15 protein-coding genes are annotated in these 19,814 nt (G+C 65.6%); 11 read left to right on the forward strand and 4 right to left on the reverse strand.

Translation table 11 applies throughout. The features are described from left to right. Position 1 precedes the first annotated feature (1 nt). Genes EDF33_RS18910 through EDF33_RS18945 form a run of 9 tightly spaced genes read left to right on the forward strand, consistent with a single transcriptional unit; the run spans position 2 to position 6,335 of the window. Positions 2-1,078, forward strand: coding sequence for a hypothetical protein (locus EDF33_RS18910; RefSeq protein ID WP_132100854.1), 1,077 nt, complete (start codon positions 2-4; stop codon positions 1,076-1,078). Then, the gene (locus tag EDF33_RS18915) at positions 1,075-1,827 is read left to right on the forward strand and encodes a hypothetical protein (RefSeq protein WP_132100855.1); all 753 of its coding nucleotides are present in this window, start codon (positions 1,075-1,077) and stop codon (positions 1,825-1,827) included. The genes EDF33_RS18910 and EDF33_RS18915 overlap by 4 nt, the downstream gene beginning before the upstream one ends. After that, entirely contained in the window at positions 1,824-2,069 is a 246-nt protein-coding gene (locus tag EDF33_RS20310) for a hypothetical protein (RefSeq protein WP_165918883.1), read from the forward strand. The genes EDF33_RS18915 and EDF33_RS20310 overlap by 4 nt, the downstream gene beginning before the upstream one ends. Further along, on the forward strand, positions 2,066-2,785 hold the full coding sequence (locus EDF33_RS18920) for an HNH endonuclease family protein (RefSeq protein WP_132100856.1): 720 nt from the start codon (positions 2,066-2,068) through the stop codon (positions 2,783-2,785). The genes EDF33_RS20310 and EDF33_RS18920 overlap by 4 nt, the downstream gene beginning before the upstream one ends. 11 nt (positions 2,786-2,796) lie before the next feature. After that, positions 2,797-3,159 carry a hypothetical protein gene (locus EDF33_RS18925; RefSeq protein WP_132100857.1) on the forward strand — a complete coding sequence of 121 codons (363 nt, stop codon included), beginning with the start codon at positions 2,797-2,799 and terminating at the stop codon, positions 3,157-3,159. Beyond that, the gene (locus tag EDF33_RS18930; protein ID WP_132100858.1) at positions 3,156-3,446 is read left to right on the forward strand and encodes a hypothetical protein; all 291 of its coding nucleotides are present in this window, start codon (positions 3,156-3,158) and stop codon (positions 3,444-3,446) included. The genes EDF33_RS18925 and EDF33_RS18930 overlap by 4 nt, the downstream gene beginning before the upstream one ends. Continuing rightward, entirely contained in the window at positions 3,443-3,979 is a 537-nt protein-coding gene (locus EDF33_RS18935; protein WP_207906723.1) for a hypothetical protein, read from the forward strand. The genes EDF33_RS18930 and EDF33_RS18935 overlap by 4 nt, the downstream gene beginning before the upstream one ends. After that, positions 3,979-5,652 (forward strand): type IV secretory system conjugative DNA transfer family protein, encoded by a 1,674-nt coding sequence (locus EDF33_RS18940; protein WP_132100859.1) that lies wholly within the window; start codon positions 3,979-3,981, stop codon positions 5,650-5,652. The genes EDF33_RS18935 and EDF33_RS18940 overlap by 1 nt, the downstream gene beginning before the upstream one ends. Continuing rightward, complete coding sequence (locus EDF33_RS18945) at positions 5,649-6,335, forward strand: hypothetical protein (RefSeq protein ID WP_132100860.1); 687 nt, start codon at positions 5,649-5,651, stop codon at positions 6,333-6,335. Before EDF33_RS18940 ends, EDF33_RS18945 begins: the two co-directional genes overlap by 4 nt. A 235-nt stretch (positions 6,336-6,570) precedes the next feature. Here EDF33_RS18945 and EDF33_RS18950 read toward each other — a convergent pair whose 3' ends face one another. From EDF33_RS18950 to EDF33_RS20440, 3 genes are all read right to left on the reverse strand, one after another. After that, complete coding sequence (locus EDF33_RS18950) at positions 6,571-6,915, reverse strand: hypothetical protein (RefSeq protein ID WP_132100861.1); 345 nt, start codon at positions 6,913-6,915, stop codon at positions 6,571-6,573. 3 nt (positions 6,916-6,918) lie between these two features. After that, on the reverse strand, positions 6,919-11,769 hold the full coding sequence (locus EDF33_RS18955) for an RHS repeat-associated core domain-containing protein (RefSeq protein ID WP_132100862.1): 4,851 nt from the start codon (positions 11,767-11,769) through the stop codon (positions 6,919-6,921). A 207-nt stretch (positions 11,770-11,976) separates the two neighbouring features. Next, positions 11,977-12,927, reverse strand: a complete 951-nt coding sequence (locus EDF33_RS20440; protein WP_207906724.1) for a hypothetical protein — start codon at positions 12,925-12,927, stop codon at positions 11,977-11,979. Positions 12,928-13,074: 147 nt separating this feature from the next. Here EDF33_RS20440 and EDF33_RS18965 point away from each other — a divergent pair, with 147 nt between their 5' ends. Then, positions 13,075-13,911 (forward strand): DUF4062 domain-containing protein, encoded by an 837-nt coding sequence (locus tag EDF33_RS18965; RefSeq protein WP_243692507.1) that lies wholly within the window; start codon positions 13,075-13,077, stop codon positions 13,909-13,911. Positions 13,912-14,573: 662 nt separating this feature from the next. On the opposite strand, the gene mobF is transcribed toward EDF33_RS18965, so the two are convergent. Then, the gene (gene mobF, locus EDF33_RS18970) at positions 14,574-19,235 is read right to left on the reverse strand and encodes a MobF family relaxase (protein WP_132100864.1); all 4,662 of its coding nucleotides are present in this window, start codon (positions 19,233-19,235) and stop codon (positions 14,574-14,576) included. A gap of 188 nt (positions 19,236-19,423) precedes the next feature. On the opposite strand from mobF, the gene EDF33_RS18975 reads away from it, so the two are divergent. Further along, positions 19,424-19,807, forward strand: a complete 384-nt coding sequence (locus EDF33_RS18975) for a hypothetical protein (protein ID WP_132100865.1) — start codon at positions 19,424-19,426, stop codon at positions 19,805-19,807. Positions 19,808-19,814: the final 7 nt, after the last annotated feature.

The raw sequence follows: 19,814 nt of genomic DNA on the forward strand, positions 1-19,814 counted from the left end.
GATGGTCAAGTTCGTTGTCGGCGCCGTCGCGGTCATTGTGCTGTTCATCGGGATGCTCCTCGGAGCCTCCGGTGGCGGCTCGACCGCGGCCGCGGCGTGCGGTGCAGGCGCCGGCGACACCGCGGCGGTCACGAAGGACCTCCCGAAGAAGGTCGGCACGTGGGACACCGACCAGGTGAAGATGGCCGCACGTCTCGTCGGAGCCGCGCACGAGGTGAAGGCCAACGAGCAGGCCACCACCATCGTCGTGATGACGGCGATGGGTGAGTCGTCGCTGACGAACCTGAACCACGGCGATGCCGTCGACAACACCACCATCGGTGTGCTGCAGCAGGACGACAGCTACGGAGAGCGCGCCGACCGGCTGAACCCGGAGAAGGCCGCGAAGGCGTTCCTGGCGAAGCTGGTCAAGGTGCCGGACTGGGAAACGCTCGAACCGACGATCGCCGCGCACAAGGTGCAGGTCAACGCCGACCCGTACCACTACGCGAAGTTCTGGACCGACGCGCAACAGATGGTTGCCGCCGTCACCGGCGCTGCGACAACGTCGGGCTGCGACGTCTCCGGCGACCAGGTCGAGCTCGCGAAGACCCTCAAGGCCGCGTGGGAGAAGGGAACCTTCACCGACACGTACCACCCGCAGATGGTGAAGCAGGAAATCCTCCCCATCGTCGACGGCACCACGAAGGACGGCTGCCAGGTCGACACCCGGATCCTGCAGCTGCTCGTCGCGGCGCTCAACAAGTACGGCTCCGTGCAGATCAGCGACATGAACCGTCCCTGCGTCGGCATCGGCACGCACTGCGAGTCCGGGTCGCTGCACTGCAAGAACCCCGCGGTGGCCGTGGACTTCAACGCCGTCGGCGGGAACGTGCTCCTCGGCTCCGGGAAGCAGGACATCGAGTTCCTGAAGTGGCTCGACACCGTGATGCCGAAGGGCTCCCAGGCGGGCCAGGTCCAGTGCCGGCCCAACACGCCGCTGGAGAACTTCCGCCAGTTCGAAGACCCGTGCTCGCACCAGCACATCGACCTCGGCTCCACCACGGAGCCCTTGACCCTCGGCAAGGACGCCTCATGAGCACCCTGACCATGCCGCTCGACGCGGCGACCGTCACGTTCGAGATCCTCGACCAGCTGCAGGAGCACGCTCCGGTCAGCTGGGGCGAGCTCACCGCACCCGCCGGCGAGCTGCATTCGCCGCTGCGGGGTGACGCGTGGCCGGACTACTCCGTGTTCCCCGACCGCGAGAGCACCGACCAGGTGCTCATCCTGCGCCGCTGGGCCGACGTCGGCCGCGGCCGCGACGTCGTCCGCTTGGAGCACCGCACCATCGGCGACGCCCTCGACCACCTGCAGGCGGCAGGGCCAGTGTGCCGGTTCATGATCGGTCACGACATGGACCCGTTCGACGGGGACGGCTCCCGCGACCTGCCCGTGCTGTCGGTATGGACCGGACCTGTCGTCGACGCCGGCGACGTGCCGGCGTCCAGGCCTGGCCCGGAGCTCCGCGGCCGTGTGCGGTTCCGCGGCCGTCTCTCCGACCGCACCAACGTGCTCGAGGAGCATCCCGGCCTGGTGGTGTGGGAGAAGCTCGTCCTCGAGCAGGCGGCCTCGCTCGAGGAGTGGGTGCTGCGGTCCGGGCCACGCGTCGCGGACGACCTGCAGGTGCACGAGCACGCGTCGGAGCTTGGCACCCTCGACGACGTGCTGACGTGGGCGGAGCAGTTGCTGCACACCTCGTACGACTCGCCCTATCCGATGGCCGTGAGCTCGTTCGTGGTTTCCTCCCGCGGCGCCGGGCAGCCGATGACGGTGCGGGTCTGGTGAGCGTCGTGGGGAAGATCGTCGGCGCTGTCACGGGCGGGGTTGACGAGGTGCACCGGACCGTCGCCGCGTACAAGGCCGCCCGTGAAGCACGCGACCTCGCGATCGCCGAGGCCGCCCTGACGGTCGGCCACCACCGAGTCGCGCAGGAAGCCGGCCTCTCTCCATCGCGGGTGCGGCAAATCCTCCACGACGTCACCGCGCCGGAGGGCCACCACGGTGACCGGGAAGGGGACCCCCAGTGAGACGCCGCACGAAGCAGCAGCTCGTCACGGCGGCCGCCCTGTTCGCGGCCGCGGCTGTCGGCGCGATCGCCGCACCCTACGTGCACCCCACGACCGCGACCGGCGAGGTCCGGTCGACGTCGACGGGACAGCCGTCACCCTCGAGCACGGTGTCCGCGGCCGAGGCGCTGCGAGATCTCCGAACGCTGGAGATCTCCGACGCGTACGTGCCGGCGCGCTACGACCGGGACGCGTTCGGGCCGGCGTGGGCCGACACCGACCGGAACGGCTGCGACACCCGCAACGACGTCCTCCGACGCGACCTCACGGCCGTCGTGGTGAAGCCGGGCACCAACGGGTGCGTGGTGCTCGCCGGGACGCTCCACGACCCGTACACGGGCCGGACGATCACGTTCGAGCGTGGGAACACGTCGAGCCTGGCCGTGCAGATCGACCACCGCGTCCCGCTCGCCTACGCATGGCGCCACGGCGCCGCGTCCTGGACGCCGAAGCAGCGGGAGCTCTTCGCCAACGACCAGGCGACGAACCTCGTCGCCGTCGACGGGCCCGCGAACGAAGAGAAGTCCGACTCCGGGCCCGCGGAGTGGATGCCGGCGAACGCCGGCGACACCTGCAGCTACGCGGCGTCGTTCGTGACCGTGGCCACGAAGTGGCACCTGTCGATCGCCACCGCCGACGAGCACGCGCTCGCACGCACCCTGACCACCTGCAGCTGAAGGACATGACGATGACCGACAAGCCCGTCGACACGGACCGTTCCCGCGCACCTCGGTTCGGCCTGTCCCGCACCCGCGTGGTGTTCCTCATCCTCGCAGTGGTGCCCGTTCTCGCCGGCATCGGCTGCGGGCTCGAGTCCTTCCGCGCGGGGTGGCAGCCCTACGTGGCCTACTGGGGCGCTCCGATGCGGGCCGTTCCGGCCAACGACACCGCCACCGCCTGGTGGATCGCGGGCGTGGCGGCAATCTGCGCCGGCGCCGGAACGGCGATCAGTGCCACGGCGCCGAAGCCGTTCGCGGCCGCCGCGTCGATCGCCGGCGCCTGCGTCGCGGTGACCGCGGTGTTCTTCCTCGTACTGGCGGCGATCGCATGAAGCGGCCGACAGCACCTGAGCCGCGGGCGGCGGTGCGGCGTGGTCGCCTGGCGATCGCGCGGCTGTGTCTGCTCCTCGGCGCGGTGTGCGGGATCGCTGCCACCGCGGTGGGGCTGCCCGTCGTGCAGCTGCTCCCGGGCGGCACCACGGTTCCGGTCGAGCTGCATCTGACCGCACAGGCGGTGTGGGCGCTGCTCGGCATCGCACTGCTCATCGCCGGCAACGCACTCGTCGCCGCCGAGTTCAACCGCATCGACTGGGAATGGCAGCTGGAGGGCCTCCTATGACCCCGATCCCCACGGAGTGGGACATCACCCACACCTGCGGTCACACCGTCCGCAAGAACCTCTCCGACAAGCCCGCCGGCCAGCGTGCAGGCACGGCACGGTGGTTCGCGAAGAACCGTCAGTGCCCCGCGTGCGAAGCCGAACAGCGGGCCGCGGAGGATGCCGAGCTCCGCGCGGAAGCCGAGCGGGACGGCATGCCCGAGTTGGTCGGCAACGACGGCGCCGTTCGGTGGGCGGTGCGGATCCGCCAGGAGTTCCTGCGGGCATCGTTCCGCGAGCTCGTCGAAACGAACCTGGTCGACCCCGCGGTGTTCCAGCGGGACGTGCTCGCGGCAGCACGCCGCGTGACGGCCGCGCGGTGGTGGATCGACAACCGGGAGATCGCCGCCTCCGACCTCCCCGAGCTGCTCGCCGAGCCCGGCCCCGGAGCCATCGCGAAGACGCGGGCGCCGGCTGCTCGTGCAGCCGCATCATCCGAACCAGCACCCGCCGCCGACAGGGTGTCCTTCTTCGACAAGAAAGCGAACCGCTGATGGACACGCTCAAGGAACTCTGGACCACGGTGTCGGTGTACGTGTGGCTGGCGGTCGTCGTCGTCGCGGCCTGGACCGGACTGCACATCGCAGCCGTCCAGGACCCGAAGGTGCGGGATCTGTCGTGGAACCCCCTCGACGTCGCCATGGACGCGTTGAAGGGGCGCTTCCGGATGCCGGAGAGCGGCATCGTGTTCGCGATCGGAGCGGTCATCGTCGCCGTGGTGATCCTCATGGTGCTCTGGTTCGCCCTCCCGGCGATCTGGCACAAGGTGTTCGGGCCGTCGAAGCCGAAGGCGGAAGAGGGTTTCGCCGGCGTGCAGGAGCTCCAGGACCGCGCCGAGATCGGCTACAAGGTCGAAACGACCGCGCCCTACGCCTACATGGGTGACCACCCGATCCGGGCGACGACCGAGGACGTGGCCACCGTCGTCGCACCGCCCCGGTCGGGCAAGACGATGCGCTTGGTCATCCGGCTGATCCTCAAGGCGTTCGGGCCGGTCGTGTCGACGTCTACGAAGCCCGACGTCGTCCGGCTCACGGCCTGGCTGCGGGCCAAGGTCGGCACCGTGCACGTGTTCGACCCGGAGGGCGTGACGAACTGGCCAACCCGGGTGAAGTGGAACATCCTCGTCGGCTGCGAGTCGGCGAAGGAGGCAACGCAACGGGCGAAGACGATCATCGCCGCCCGTCCGTTGAATGACGCCGGCAACGCGAAGTTCTTCGCCGGCACCGCGCAGAACGTGCTGCAGTGTCTCCTCCACGCCGCGGCGCTCGGCGGCTACACCATGCGCGACGTCGTGCTGTGGTCGAAGGACTTCTCGATCGATACCCCCTTCGACGTGCTGCGGGAGCACCCGAACGCGAACCCGGGGTGGCTGTCGGACCTGCGTCGGTTCTGCCGCTCCGAGGCTCACGACACGGTCGACAGCACCGACATGACCCTGCGCCTGGCGCTCGAGACCCTGGCGCTCGAGGAGATCCTCGACGCCGTCTGCCCGAACGAAGGCGACCGGGTGTTCGACGTCGACGCGTTCATCGGTTCAACGGACACCCTCTACCTGCTCAGTGAGTCTGGCGACGCCTCGCTCGCAGCGCCCGTCATCACCGCGCTGGTGTCGACGATCGAGCGGCGCGCGAAGGCGCACGCGACGAAGTACCGCACCGGTCGTCTGCCGAAGCCGCTGACGCTGGTCCTCGACGAGGTCGCGAACATCGCCCCGATCCCGGGCCTGCCGGCGCTCGTCACCGACGGCGGCGACCGCGGCATCATCGTGTGGTCGTTCCACCAGGACCCGAAGGACGCTGAGACCCGGTGGGGGAAGGCCGGCGGGAACAAGATCCTGAAGTCCTCGAACATCCTGATGGTGCTCGGCGGGATCAAGGACGACGACTACCTGGAGAGCCTGTCGAAGCTGTGCGCGGAGAAGGAAGCCGAACGCGTCGGCACCACCGAGGGCATCAACGGCATGTCCACGTCGACGTCGACGATCAAGGAACGCGTGATGACCGCCGGCGCGATCCGTCAGCTCGAGCCCGGCAAGGGGATGCTCTTCTACCGTGAGCTGCCGGTCGCGATCGTCGACCTGCCCGGCTGGTGGGAAGAGGACGACAAGGCCGCTATCGAAGAGGGCCAGAACTGGGCGTTCGAGCAAGAAGGGATCGCAGCATGAGCGACGTCGACGGCGCAGCACCGGAGCAGGACGAGAACGCCGGAGAGAACGGGACGCCGCTGACGCCGGAAGAGCGGATCACCGCACTCGAGCAGCTCATCGTGCCCATGTTCAAGGACTGGGCCAGCCGCGACACCGGCGAAGACGACAGACCCGCTGTCGGGACCGCGGGCGCCGTCGCCGAGACCGCTGAAGAGGACGCCGGCGGCCCCTGGGCCTGGGACCGCGTGAACGATGAGCGACGGCAGGCACTCGCGGGCGAACTCACCGCGTTCGTCACGTACCTGACGGACCGGTACCTCCGGTTCCTCAGCGCGGAAACGTACCCGTTCGCGGCCCGGTGGTTCGAGAACCCGATCGCGGTCGAGATCCTCACCGGCGTGATGGTCGCCCACCAGGCGGTGTACACCGACTACAAGACCGAGCCGAGCCGAGACCTCGCAGACTGGCACGAACACATCCTCTGGCCCGCCCTCGCCCGCATCAAAGCGCTCGCGCTGTTCCCGAACGGCGAGATCAAGCCACGCACCCGGAAAATCGACGTCGACAATGAGGCGCGAGCGTTCCTCACCGGCAAGTTCGCCGAGCCGGGTACGTCGGAGCCGACCTCCGCAGCAGTGAGTGTGCACGAACCTTCGACCGGTCCGATCGCGTCTTCGCAGCAGTCAAGAGGCCTTGATTGAAGTTCGCGCGAGTAGGGGAGTGGCAACAGCGTGTGTGACTTGGACCTAATGATTGAATTGCCTTTTTCGAAGGGGATGGCTACTCACTACCGCACCTGCTCCTAGAAACGACAAACTACTGGATTTGATCCAACCATTCACACTGAACAGCTTGAATAGTATCGCTGCTAGGTGAGGCGTCAGGAGCATATGAGTACGAAACGCGACCGACCGACGGAACCGCATTACTAGACGCCTACTTCACGTGCAACATTTCCCGAGCAACTTGGCGTAGTTCCGGGCCGAGGAGCCCGACAATAGGGGACCGTCGACCGAGACTTTCGACGAATGAAACAGCTATCGCATTCTGCAACCATTCCTCACCGCTGGCATAATCGATTTCTAAATCGTCAAGCGTCTTTTGAATGCGTGCATCCGTGGGATCGAGCCGGTATGCGGCGGAGATCTGGATGACAATGTCGCCTAGGAACAAGTGCTCCATGAGATCCTGGTTGTCATCCCAATTGACCGGGTCGTCGAGCAGGTGCTTGTATTCCGGGTGCTTGGCCACGAACTGTTCGCCCCATTTGTTCGGTGTCAAGGCTTAGCCTCCCATCGCGTTCTGCAGATCGTCCAAGAGCGCCTGTGCCACTTGGCGATCGTGTTCGGAGAGGGGTCCTGACTTGCCCTTGAGCAGGTTTCGCAGACCGTTACTGTCCTGCTTTCCCTTGATCATGTGGTTTTTCCCACCGACCAGCTTTCCGGTTGCGCGCTCCCATCGGATTGCTGACGCCGTCGTGCCGTCACCGATGCGCTTATAGCTGTCGCCTCCCTTGAATTGGTTTTCAATGATGTTCGCGAGCTTGGGGTTCGACACGACGGGTCTGACTGCTGGTCCGGTGCTACCGGCGCTTGCGACCGTCGTTGCGACGGTCCCGAGGACTGTTCCAGTCGTGTACCACCCGGTGTTTGATCGCACCTGGCATGCGCCAGTGGGCGCAATCGCGTCGGTGAGCTGTGCAGTGAGTCCCAAGCTTGCCCCGTCCCCGAACCCAACGACAAGGCTTGTTATCTTTCCTGTCCAGCCGGTGGTTAGTGCGTCGCCGAGAGCGAGCCCGGCGTCGGAGAGCACGATTTGGTCCGCTCCCGCTTGCCAGTTCTCGGCGTACCAGTCCCATCCCTCGCTCAGTGACCAGAGGCCGCTCGGGTCGGTGTGATTCAGCGGGTTGTTGTAGGTGTACGCGTACGGGGTCGCTGTGTCGCGTGTCAGCGGGTCGACCGTGAGAAATTGACGGGTGGTGGGGTCGTAGTCGCGGGTGCGGAGGTAGACGAGCCCTGTGTCGGGGTCTGTCAGGTTGCCGGAGAAGCCGATGGCGCTGTCTACTGTGCCGGTGTGCGTGGTTCGCTTTCCGAACGCATCGTAGGCGTTAGCGCTGACGACAGCCCCGCTCGCGTTGGTGATGAGCCGTGTGGAGCCGACGAGATCCGCGGTGAGGTACTGGACCGCGCCGGAGGCTGTGTCGATCTGGTAGATCGGGTTGGACTCGGGCCCGTAGACGTAGCTCTTTGCGCCGTCGTCAACCAGTAGCGGCAGGTCTCCGTGAAGGTCCCACAGGTACTTGCTTGTGGAGGAGGTGCCCTTGGTGCGCGACTGACGGAGTCCGTCGCCGTTTTCGGTGTATTTCACAACGTTTGCAGATGTCGTGGACGGTGTGACAGAGGCAAGTCCACCTTGCGGCGTGTAGGTGAACTTGGTGGTGGCGGCCGCGGTGCTACCGGATGCAGCAACGGTCGAAGCAGAACGAGCACCGTTGGCGTCGTATGTATAGCTCGTCGACGGCCCGCTTGTTGGCTTGAGGGCAATTACTTGCTCTGCTGCGTTGTAGGTTTGAGTGTCACCGTTCGCAGCCTTCGTCAAAAGCCCGGCGGCCGAGGATGTGTACGTTGTGGTCGCTGAGCCCGTCTTGACGGACTTCAACTGGTCGATCGCGTCGTAGGCGTAGGACCGGGCGAGCGAAGTCGCAACGGGGTCGGTACTGGTGTCCGCGGCGACGTTACCCGTCGAGGAATAGGTAGTTCCGTAGGAGCCGAGAGTTGCAGACTTAGTGGTCGCAACGATCTTGGTGGCTCGGTCCGCCGCATCGTAGGTGAACGTCTGTGTGACGCCGTTTGGCGTGGCCTGCGATGCCAGGCGCCCGTTACCCGTCCACCCGAACGTAGTTTTGTTGCCAAGCCAATCGCTGGCTGCAGTCATCTGACCGGCGGCGTCATAGGCGTAGGAAACTTTTTTAGCACCAGGGTAGGTGATACCTGTGGTTTGGCCCGCAGCGTCGTAGGAGTAGGTCATTGCTTGACCCGCGCCGTTGATCGAGGACGCAAGCTGACCTACTTTTGTATACGAATACGTTGTGGTTCCTGACGAATCAACCATCTTGGTACGTCGCCCCAGGGCGTCATAGGTGTATGACTCATCAACGGCGTTCTTCGTCGAATTCTGAATTTGAGTCACCTGCCCGTTGCCGTTGACGGTGCGCTTATCTGAGGTACCGTCTGGTCGGGTGGTCAGCGTGAGATTACCACGCGCATCATACGCGTAGGTTGTCGACAATCCACCGGGTCGGGCCTCGTTTTGTAGTAGCCCTCGGCTGTCATACTTATAGGAAGTTGTCTTGCCATCCTTATTTGTGAAGGAGATTGGCAAACCCAGCGAGCTGTAAGTCGATGTTTCGCTCGTATTATTTGGGTAACTCACTTGAGTAATTTCGCCATCTGGCGCGTATCCATATACCGTAGACCGTTTCGCACCATCCGTTGCTACTATCAGCCTGTTGTCGGCAGAATATTCAAAGGTCTCGGTTGTTCCAACCGCATCGGTGGTCTGTGTGACATTGCTCGCTGCGTCATACGCGAGTGAAGTGGTCGCTCCGGTCGGAGATTTGGATGTGGTTCGACGATTGAGCAGGTCGTACGTGAACGTGCTGGTTCGACCAACTCCGTCGGTTGTTGCCACAACGTTTCCGCGCTTGTCGCGAGAGTAGGCGATTGACCGTCCCAGGGGGTCGGTCGTACGTGAGAGGAGACCATCTTGGTCGTACGCGTAAGTGGTCTTACCACCGGCGACGTCCGTGTCCGATACATGTTCGCCTGCCGCGTTAAACCCCTTGGACTGCGTCTGACCGAGAGGGTCGACGACAGACGTCAGATTGCCAGCCGCGTCGTATGCATAGGAGGTCACATTCCCGGCACCATCCGTGCTGGAAAGGGTTCGCCCGACCTTATCAAGTGTGATCCTGCTTATCACTCCGAGAGCATCTCGTGTGCCTGTGACAAACCCGGCTGGATCGTGGTCAGTAGTTATTACCGAGCCGCTGGGGTCCGTCGTTGTAGATAGGTCGTGAGTGTCGTTGTAGCTGTATTTCGTGACACCCCCCGCGGGGTTTGTCATTGATGTTGTTGTGCCGTCGCTTCCATATGCCCAGGTCTGCTTGCGACCTCCAGGGCTGGTGAGGGACAGCAAACGAGACTGATCATCGTAGGTCATTATAGTGAACCGGCCGGCGGCGTCGGTTACTTTGCTGACATTACCGGGGGAGTCGTACTCGAATTTTGTGGTTCGATAGTTGGGCTCCGCGATCGACAGTACATGGCCTTGTGCGTCGTATGTGTAACGCGTCTGATTCCCTAACGGGTCGGTCAGGCTCATCAGATTGTTGGCGTTATCGAACGAATAGAGTGTTGTAGCTTCCTCAGGGCTTCCGGCAGCAACCGTTTCGCGAACTAGAAGGCTGTTGAAGTATTGCAATACCCGCTTGGTACCACTGGGCACTGTGACCGTTGTTTGACCGTCGGCGTAGTCAAAAGTGGTTACTCGACCCAACGGATCGACCTGCTTGATTACCCTGGATTTCGTGTCGTAAGTATTTGCGGTGGAGCCGCCACCGGCGGCTGTCACCGAGGTTACGCGATGCTGAGAATCGTAATTGATAGTGGTTTGTGCGCCAGCCGGGTCCGTGAACGAGATTAAATTGCCAGAGGCGTCGTAATCGTAAGTCGTGCTCCGGCCGGTGGAATCAGTCGCTTTTGTAACGTGAGCGTTTGTCCAAGTGAGCGTGATGGATCGCCCAGATAGAATGTCAGCAATTTCGCGGAGCAGGCCGGCCTCGTCGTAGGCGTACCGGACCGCTGAACCCGACAAGGTGCCCGTCTCCATGAGACGACCATCGGTGTCATAGGTTGCAGTGCGTTGGTCCTGGTAGACGAACTTCGTCCCACTCCAGGCACCAGAACCAGTGTCGTAGGTAGGTGTTGCCTGGGTTCGGATGCGTTCAGCTGTCTCGTATCCATTCCGCGACCCCGAGGTGTAGCGCGCAATTGAACCGTTTTCCTGCACCAATGCAATAGACCGTGGAGCTTCGCCGTAATACGGCGACTCTTCGACCGTTTTCACCTGCGAGCTGAAACTTGCCGTCGATCCGTAGCCAAACGGCCCGTCGTTCATAGCGTTGGCAGTGGAATAAAAGCGTGTTAGTTGCACTCCGCCTCGCTCACCTGGCATAGACAGATCAACTTTCGAGTCGTAAAACTCGCCGGTCGCGGTGCTGACGGGATCGCCATGACATTGCTGGCACGTAGTTTCGGATGGGTTTCCACTTCCGACGGTCTCGCCGGCCCATTCCGGTTCGCGCGATGCTGACCCAAAGTACTGAAGCCGAGTTGTGGGCGCGCTCGTTGAGGTATTGGCGGATACTGTTACTGGAGCAGCGGATACATAGCTAGACACGCCACCGTTCCACTGTTTGAGAAACGGCGTTCCTTGGTGAAGCGACCATTCGCCGCGATCAGTATCGTAGGTGATACCGTCTGTCCCATTGAACCCCAGAGTATAGCTACCCGGATTAAGGTGGTCTATCTCGTAGTTGCCCGCCTTGTCCGATTGCCCCTCCGTCACCACCGAATTTTGGCGATCCCGGGTACCGCCTTGATAGACAGCAATGCTTGCATTCTGAACAGGGTTGCCGGCGGGATCCACTACGCGGCCTTTGATGCTGCCGAACGGTAGCTGGGCGGTGGTGTCGAGAGTTACGGTCTGATTTTCTACCCGCACGTATGTCGCGGTAATAGGGCTCGCTCCGCCGCCGTAGAACTGCTTGGAGCAGAAGTTGGCTGTGGTCAGGTAGTAGAAGCAGTACTGTACCGAGTAGTTGCCCGGCGCGAGGCCACGGAAGCTGAACGCGCCGCTGGAATCGACATCGACCGTTTGGTACGCGTACTCGCCACCATTCGCACTACTGAATAGGCGAATTGCGGTTTGGACGCCGTTGGGGCTCACAGTCGGGCCTGAAACTGCCCCTGCGAGGATCCCCGTGTTGGTTGCGGCCGAGGCCGAAGCAACAGGGCTCAGCAGGGCAGCTAGGACAACTGTGGCGAGCGCGGCAAGAAGCCGGGAACGAAGCATCGATCTCTCTCATTTGACCATGGGAGACTCACGGACGACCCCCGGTAAAAATGTAGGAGATCCTCAGGTGCTCGTCTGCCCCCTTGTTCGGGGGGGGGGGGCACTATGTGGCCGGGCGGCCAGTAGAAAGCCGGTGGCAGGCGTGCACAAGCTGACATAATTTATATTATCGGCGCGTGACTGGACCGTGTTTCGCGCAGAGGCTTACTAGCTGAGGCCGCGGCACTGCTGCTCCTGCTGTCGTTGCGCGTCCGCAGCCGCCTGCTGGCGGCGAACCTGTTCGGCACGTGCCTGCCCCTCGGCGTCCGCCGCAGGGCGTTGGGTCGATTCGTCTGGCCGGGCGGCACGGCCGGCCCGCAGGTCGGCGGCGATGTGCGAGGCGTCGTCTGGCGCGGCCGGATCACGCCGGCTGATCTGGCGGACCTCAGCGGCATACTGCTGCACCAGGCCAGCGGCGCTCGGCGACCGAGTGCCAACCGGTTCGGTGGCTTCCTCGCGGTTCGCTGCAGCACGCGCCGCGACGCGGCCGCCGTCGTAGGCGAGCGCGATCGCGGCGCCGCCCACGACGAACAGTTGCGCGTGCTCGCCGGCGTTAGCCAGGCGCTCCGAGAGCTCCTGGAAGAGGCCACCGAGCCTGTCGGCGTTGAGTTCCTCGCCCTCGTCGCTCACGCGCGCCAGAGGGCTCGGGGGGGTGATGAGGATGCCGCGCTTCAGAAACGCCGGCGGGCTGTCAGAGACCGCCTCTTCGCGGAACATCGCCGGCGTCGTTGCGAACCACTGCCCGGGAACCGTCCGGGACGGATCGGCGGTCCAGTATGGGGCCTCCCATCCGTCGGCCGTGGCCAGGTGGTCAGCGAGCGCGGCGAACGCGGCGTCCAGCTCGCGGGCGCCGGTCGCTTCGGGAGCATCGGCGAAAACGGCGGCCGCAGTAACGGGCCCGCCACGTCGCAGGGTCGACTGGTAATCGTCGAGGGTCTGGAGAATCCCGAACCGCCATGCCACGGCCAGATCGTCGCCGGCGCGCAGAAGAGCGGCGACGTGGGCAGCGTTACCGGCAGCAGTGTGCCGGACACCAGCGTCCGCGAGAGCGGCGCTCGGTTCCATGCCCGAGCGACGCATCAGTTCGCTGACGGACAACACCTCACCTTGGAACACCACGGCAGGCCCTCCTCTGTCTCTAGTGTCCTCGCGATCAGCAGAGATCGCCACCACCACCGCAGGGTTTGGCCTGGGCGAAGCCACGTAGGTGACGGCGGCCTGTCGTAGTGTCCCCTCATGACTTATCGCGCCACCGTCATCACGGTGATGATCGCCTCACCGTTCGACGTCGGCGCGGAGCGCGACGCCGTCGAAGAGGCGATCCACGAGTGGAACGTCAGCAACGCCGGCAACAGGAAGGTCGTCCTGCTGCCATGGCGGTGGGAGAAGAACTCCGTCCCGCAGCTCGGCGGTCACCCGCAGGCGCTCATCAACGCTCAGGGTGTGGACCAGAGCGACGTCGTCGTGGCGATGTTCGCTGGTCGCCTCGGCAAAGCCACACCTGAAGCCATCTCGGGTACCGCGGAGGAGGTAGCCCGGGCGCAGGAAGCGGGCAAGCCGGTGCACCTGTTCTTCTCCAACGGCTCGATCCCCGCGCGCACCGACCCGGAGCAGCTCGCGGCACTCAACGAGTTCAAGGCGCAGATGGAGACGGCGGGCCTGTACGGCGAGTTCTCGGACCCTGCCGACCTGGCATCACAGGTGCGAAGGGCGCTCGACTACGACGTAGCCCATCTGCCGGCGGCCGAGGAAGAAGACGAGTCGGGGCCCGCGGTTCCGGTGAGCAAGCCCGTCGACTTCATCGCTCAGCCCGGATCCGAACGGCTGCCGAACGGCGTCACCAATCGCGGGAAGCCGAAGTGGAAGACCAACCACTGGGCGGATGTCACCAACGTCGGTACCGAGGACGCTCAGAACGTCCGCTTCCAGACCGTCGGTGAGGAGAGCCCGATGATGCTCATCGACCGCGGGACGTCGGTGTTCCCCGCCGGACAGACGCGGCCCGTGCGGTTCGTGTTGATGATGGGCCAGGGGGAACAAATCATCCGCGTGACGTGGACACGCGATGGAGTGGACTACTTCAAGGATTTGTTCGTCGGATAAAAAAACGAGACGCCCCGTGCGGTTGCACGGGGCGTCTCGTTTTTTTACGATCACCAGACCGTATAGATGTTTTCCAACCAGTTCCACGCGGCGTACGCGTAAGACGCGACAGTGACGACGGAAGTTATGACCGTTACGGTTTCGACAAAATTGTGGGCCACGCGGATACCACAAAATTGTTTGAAACTGAAGACGCGTGTAGTACGGTGGTGGGACGGATCGGGACAGTGTTGACTCAAAACAGTCATGGCAGTGCCGTTCTGCCAGCGGCACGCCCGCGCCCTAGGAAGTGAAGGCGTGCCACTGGGCTTGTTCAAGCAGTCGCCCCGGCCTTGTGCTGGGGCGCTCTGCTGCACTAGGTGCCTTTCTACGATACAGCCGACCCAGCACATTTGAGGCGGGTCCTGGAAAAAGTGCTACGCCCGCGTGGAACTCTCCAGAGTCAATGTGGGGACGCAATCTCATCCGATCCGCGTGTTTATGCGGAAGGGCCTTTGCCTCAGCTGAGGCGCCTTGTATGAAATGTCGAAAGCGGGGCTGGGCGCAGTAACACAGCTTCGGCGTGTCGCCCCGTCCTGCGAGCATGACAAGGGGGACCATCCCCGGGCACGGCAGCGCTCGGGGCCGGACGGGGAACACGACCAGCGGCTAGACACCTCGGGTCAGAGACGCGGTCCGCGACGCTGTTCCTGCTGCCGTTGACGCTCGGCGGCCTCCTGCTGCCGACGGATCTGCTCGGCACGCTGCTGCGCCTCGGCGGCAGCGGCCTCTCGCTGCCCTGCCGTCGGCTGCGGGGCCGCGCGATCCGCGCGAAGCTCGGCCGCGAGGCGGGCGGCCTCGTCGGCCGCGGATGCGGGCTGCGCCGGCGGTGCACTGTCGACGGTGTGCGCCTCTACGTCGGCCCCGGCCCGGCGTGCCTGGATCTCTTCGATGCGCCTCGCCAGCGCGTCGGGGTCCTCGGTGAGCTGCCGGAGGTAGTAGCGGGGGTCCTCTCGACCGGCCGCGGGCTGCTGCTGATCGTCCGTCCCGACGCCGAGGCGTTCGGCGGCCCGGTTCGTCGGGGCATCCGGTGCCGTCGGAGTGGCCTCGAAGGACGGGGCCGTGATGTTCCGTTCGACGCCGTCGCGATCGCGCATCCACCCGGTGCGGCGGAGGTCCTCGTGGGCCTGCTCCGCGGCCGCGAACGCGTGGCGGGTGTCGCGCGCGACCATGCCCGGGTCGGTGAGGCGGTAGGCGTCGTCCGGGACGGCCTGCGCGTCGCGGTACGCCGCGACGGTGGCGATCTGTTCACGCCAGGTCTCGCGTGCGTCGCCGTCCGCCGGCTGCGTGCCGTACTGCGCGACCCATGCCGGCTTCTGCTCGAGGAGCCGGTCCACGTCAACGGCGATCTCGGGCAGGGTTGCCGTGGCCGTCGCGGTGGTGCGCGATGGCGGGTCGATGCCCATGCGCTCGAGGGCGTCCGCGGACGCCTGCTCACGCGCCAGGCGCTCCTGCTGGGTGCGGAGGTCGAGCCCTGCTGCGCGGGCGTCCTGCCATGCCTGGACGGCGTGGGAGTCTCGGCGTTCGTCGCTGAGGACTGCTTCGCTCGCGGGCACCTCGAACGCTTCCCTGTAGGCGACGATGCGGCCTATGTTCTCCCGCCACTGCTCCGCCTGCGCGGGGTCGGTGGGGATCCTGCCGAACGGTTCTGCCCACGCCGGTGGCTCGGCAACAACCTGGTCGACGAGGGAGGTGATGCGGTCGCGCATCAGCTCCTGCTGGCCGTGGAGCCAGGTCCGGACCTCGGGGTCGCCGAGCTGTTCGTTGAACGGTGTGACCCACTTCGGGAGGCCGTCGACCGGCTTGAGGTCGGTGCCGATCGTGGTCGCTGGGCCAAGCCGCCACCAGTACACGCGGGCCGGGGACTCGATCGGGTCGATGGTGTCGAGGTCGCGCGGGCGAACGAGGCCCTGCAGGCGGTCTTGGAGGGCGGTGCCGGCGAGATCGTGGTCGACCAGGCGCGCGGCGAACGTCGACCATGCTTCGTCGTCGACGATGCGGCTCGCGAGATCCACGGGCAGTGCGTCGCGGACGGCCTGCTCAGCACGCTCGATCGCCTTCGGATCGAGGACGGTGACGCGGCCGTGGTCGTACTGCGGCAGCAGCGTCGTGAGGGAGTGCGCGGTGTCCTGCTCGGCCCGCAGGGTCTCCGTGGCGCTCTTGGTCGCGCCCTCGCGGCCGAGGACCTGCTCGAGGGCGCCGCGGATCGAGTTCTCACGCTCGTCATCGGTGTGGCCGGAGGAGTCCAGCGGCTTGTCGATGACGACGTAGAGGCGGTTCTCCTCCTTCGCGCGGGTGCTGTCGACGTAGAGCTCTTCGCGGGTGGTGCGGTCCGGGTCGATGACGGCGCCGCCGGTGGAGACGGTGTCGCCCTGGGTGCCGTGGCTGGTGCGTGCGTAGCCGAGCTGCACGTGCTCGTCGACGTACTCGAGCGGGAGCGTGACGGTGCCGCCGTGCAGGTGCGACTTCGCCATGACGCCGTACGGGCCGACCGCGGTAACGGTCCACATGGCGTTGTTGGTGACCCAGTCCTTCCCCTGGTTCATCCGCAGCGACCGGTCCGTGTTGCGGGTCAGGATGACGTCTCCAGTGCCGACGGTGTTCCCGTCTGCGAGCAGCCGGCCGTCCTCCTGCACCTGACCCTGGGCGACGCGGTCGGCGCGGGCCCGTGCGTTCAGGGCGGACACTTCCTCGTTGGTGCCGGCGATCATCAGCGACGACTTCCCGGCGGTCGTATCGGCGTGCCAGTCGGTGTAGATCCGGTCCATGACTTCGTCGCGGGTACCGGCGAACACCCGGCCGCGCTCGATGTAGAAGTCGAGACCGGTGGTGTCGCCGGTGCGGAGCTTCAGGGAGGCGGCGGCTTCAGCGGTGGCGTGCTCGCCGGTGAAGCGGTGCACCTCTTCCAGGCGGGTGACGTCGGTCTCGCGCTCGAGGAGGCGGAGGACGCCGCCGGCGCCGATGGAGCCGTGCTGTGCGGGGTCGCCGAGGGGACGGAGCGCGGCGCCGTGCTCGTCCGCGAGGGCGAGGAGACGTCCCATGAGCGGTGTGCCGGCCATGGATGCCTCGTCGACGAGGAGGAGCGTGTTCGCGTCGATGCGGTGCTGCTCCGCCACCGGCCGTCCGCTGCGCTTCGCGTTCGCGTGCGCCTGCAGGAGCATGTCGGCTGTGTCCGCCGTCGCGCCGAGCTCGCGGCCGAGAACTTCCGCCGCCTTGCCGGTGGTGCCGAGCGCGAGGACACGACCACCGCCCGCCTCAACGGCGTAGATCGTGGCGCGCATGGCGGTGGTCTTCCCGGTGCCGGCAGGGCCGATACCGGTCTCGATCCGGTGGCCACCGGTCGCGAACTGCCGCGCCAGCTTGATCTGGCCGGCGTTGAGTTCGTGGTGCCCGTCGGCGATCGCGCGGTCGTTGAAGCGACGCATCGCGTCGTCGAACGCCTGCGGCTCCATCGCGAAACCGCCCCGCGTGCGGGCAGCATCGAGGATCGCTTCCTCGGTGCGGAGGGTCTTCTCGGACGTGAACTCGTCGGCACGGTGGATCCGGAAGACGCTCTCACCGTTGCTGCGCTGCAGCTGCGCCGGCGTGGGGTTCAACTCCGGCGGGGTGAGGGAGATCGACCGCTGCACCGCGGCGGCAGTGATATCGCGAGTGAGCGCCTGGACGTCCCGCCGGGTGGCCTGCGCGACGCGACGTGCGACGCGCTCTGCCTCGGCCTGCAGGTGCGAGTCCTTCCACGTCGACCGGTCCTGCTCGACCCGAGTGACGACGAGCGTACCGAGCTGTTGCAGCGACGCGGCGGCCAGGGAATCCTGCGCCGGCATCGCTTTCGACTGAGCGACGATGCCCGCCGCCCACCCGTCGACATGCACCTTCTCGGAGGCAGCGCGACGCCACTCGGCGACCTGGTCCTGCTCCGACGACGGGGGTGCTTTGTGGTCGCGGGTGGCGAGGTTCGCCTGCTCGTAGAGCTTGTGCTGGATGTTCTTCGGCGGGGTGTGGCCGTGGGAGGCCACGTACTCGTCGACGAGCTCGGCGTACGCCTGCTCGATCCCGACGCGGCGGGAAGAGAAGCCCTCGCGGAGGCTGCGATCGACGCCCATGATCTCGCGCACGTCGCGCTTGCCGGCACCCCGGGACTCGTCGACGAACTGCACGCCGAGACGGTTCCGGAGCTCTTCCTCGACGAGCGAGTTGTACCGCTCGGATGCGGCGACACCGAGGCGGTGCAGCATGCGCCCGTCGAGCGATCGCCACTTGCCATCGACGCCCTCGACCTTGGTCGAGACGGCGACGTGGGTGTGCAGGTCGGGGTCACCGGTGCGGGAGTCGCGGTGCTCGAACGCAGCGACGATGAGGCCCTTCGTTTCGACCTGCGCGACGCCGCCGGCACCGGTCCGGGTGAACGCTGCTTCCTCCTGCAGGAACGTCATCGCGCCCTGCCACGCAGCCTCGTGGGAGGCGTGCACCTCACGTGCGATGTGCGCCTCACGGGGGTCGTTCCGGTCCGCCAATGCCCACAACAGGGAGACCGACTTGACCGGGCTGAACACGAGGTCGTAGCCCGCGACGGGCTGGCGAGGCGGTGTGCCACGCTCGGTCAGGAACCGTGCGACCTCACCGGTTGTGGCCTCGCGGCCGAGCGCACCGCGCAGGTGATCGGCGGCGAGGTTGTGCTTCACCAGGTCGCGTTCCGGACCGGTCTCGGGGTTTCGGCCGACCTCGTCGCGGAACCCCTGGTAGCCGCGGGAGACCTGCTGCTTCCAGTCGGGAACACGGAGTGCGACGAACCAGGAAACCTCGTCCGACGTGGCGGGTCGACGCAGTGACTTCTGCAGCATGGCGGACGCGACGTCGGCCTTGATGCCGGACAGTTCTGCGTCTGCGGGGGCGCGGTGGTTGTCCCGCTCGAACGCGACGGACGCGGCGTGGATGTGCACCTGCCACTCGGTGTCGGGGTCGTTCGTGGTCATGAACCGACGGCCCAGACGGGCGGCGTCGATGGCCTCGGAGGCGGACGCGCCGGCGGCGATCTGCTCCTGGATGAAGGCGGTTGCGTCAGGGCGCAGCCCCTCACCGAAGAGGGCCTGCATCTGCTCTGCGGACACCTGCCCGGACACCCCCAGGGAGGCCAGGCCGTTGCCCCACCACTGGCCGGGCTTGGCACCCTCAGCGGTGTAGTAGTCCGTGAGGTCTTCGCTTCGCCGGACCTGCTGATCGCCCGCCGCAACCTGGTTCGTCAGATATGAATATCCGTCACCTGCGTGCAGGACGTGCACCGTCATCACGAGCGATCACCTCCTCCCACACACCCACCGTAGCGGGTTTTGGAGGGCCACACACTGTTAGTGCAAGAGGTGTGTAAGTTCGGTAGTGTGATGTCAGGCGGTCGGTCAGACTGCGTCAGCACCTATCAAAGCTGTCGTTGCGATCGTCGGAACTCGTTGAGGGGACCAGCGAGAGGGAACCAACCATGGCTCGAACCAGCACGAAAAAAGACAACCGAGAACGAGCACGTCAGCGCCGGGCAGAACTCGACGCTGAACGAGCACGGCGTGACGCCGCGATCGAAGAAGCCGCCTCGACGTTCTTCGACGCCAACGACGATCGCGAAGAACTCATCGCCAAGCTCGACGCGATCGACGTGGACCGCGCCCTCGCGGTCCAGTCCCTCGTGGAACTGAAGGAAACCAACCCGCGCATCGCGCAGCTGCTCGACATTCCGGCATCGGAAGTGCGCCGGCTGCGCGAGCTCGGAGCGGGCGAGACACCGGCACCAGCCGCGGAGACCAACGGGAACGAGGCCGCCACGACTGACGACATCGAGCGAGACGATCGTGACAAGGAGGCAGCATGAGTACCGC

This window comes from Curtobacterium sp. PhB146 (assembly GCF_004342995.1).
Taxonomy (GTDB): Bacteria; Actinomycetota; Actinomycetes; order Actinomycetales; family Microbacteriaceae; genus Curtobacterium.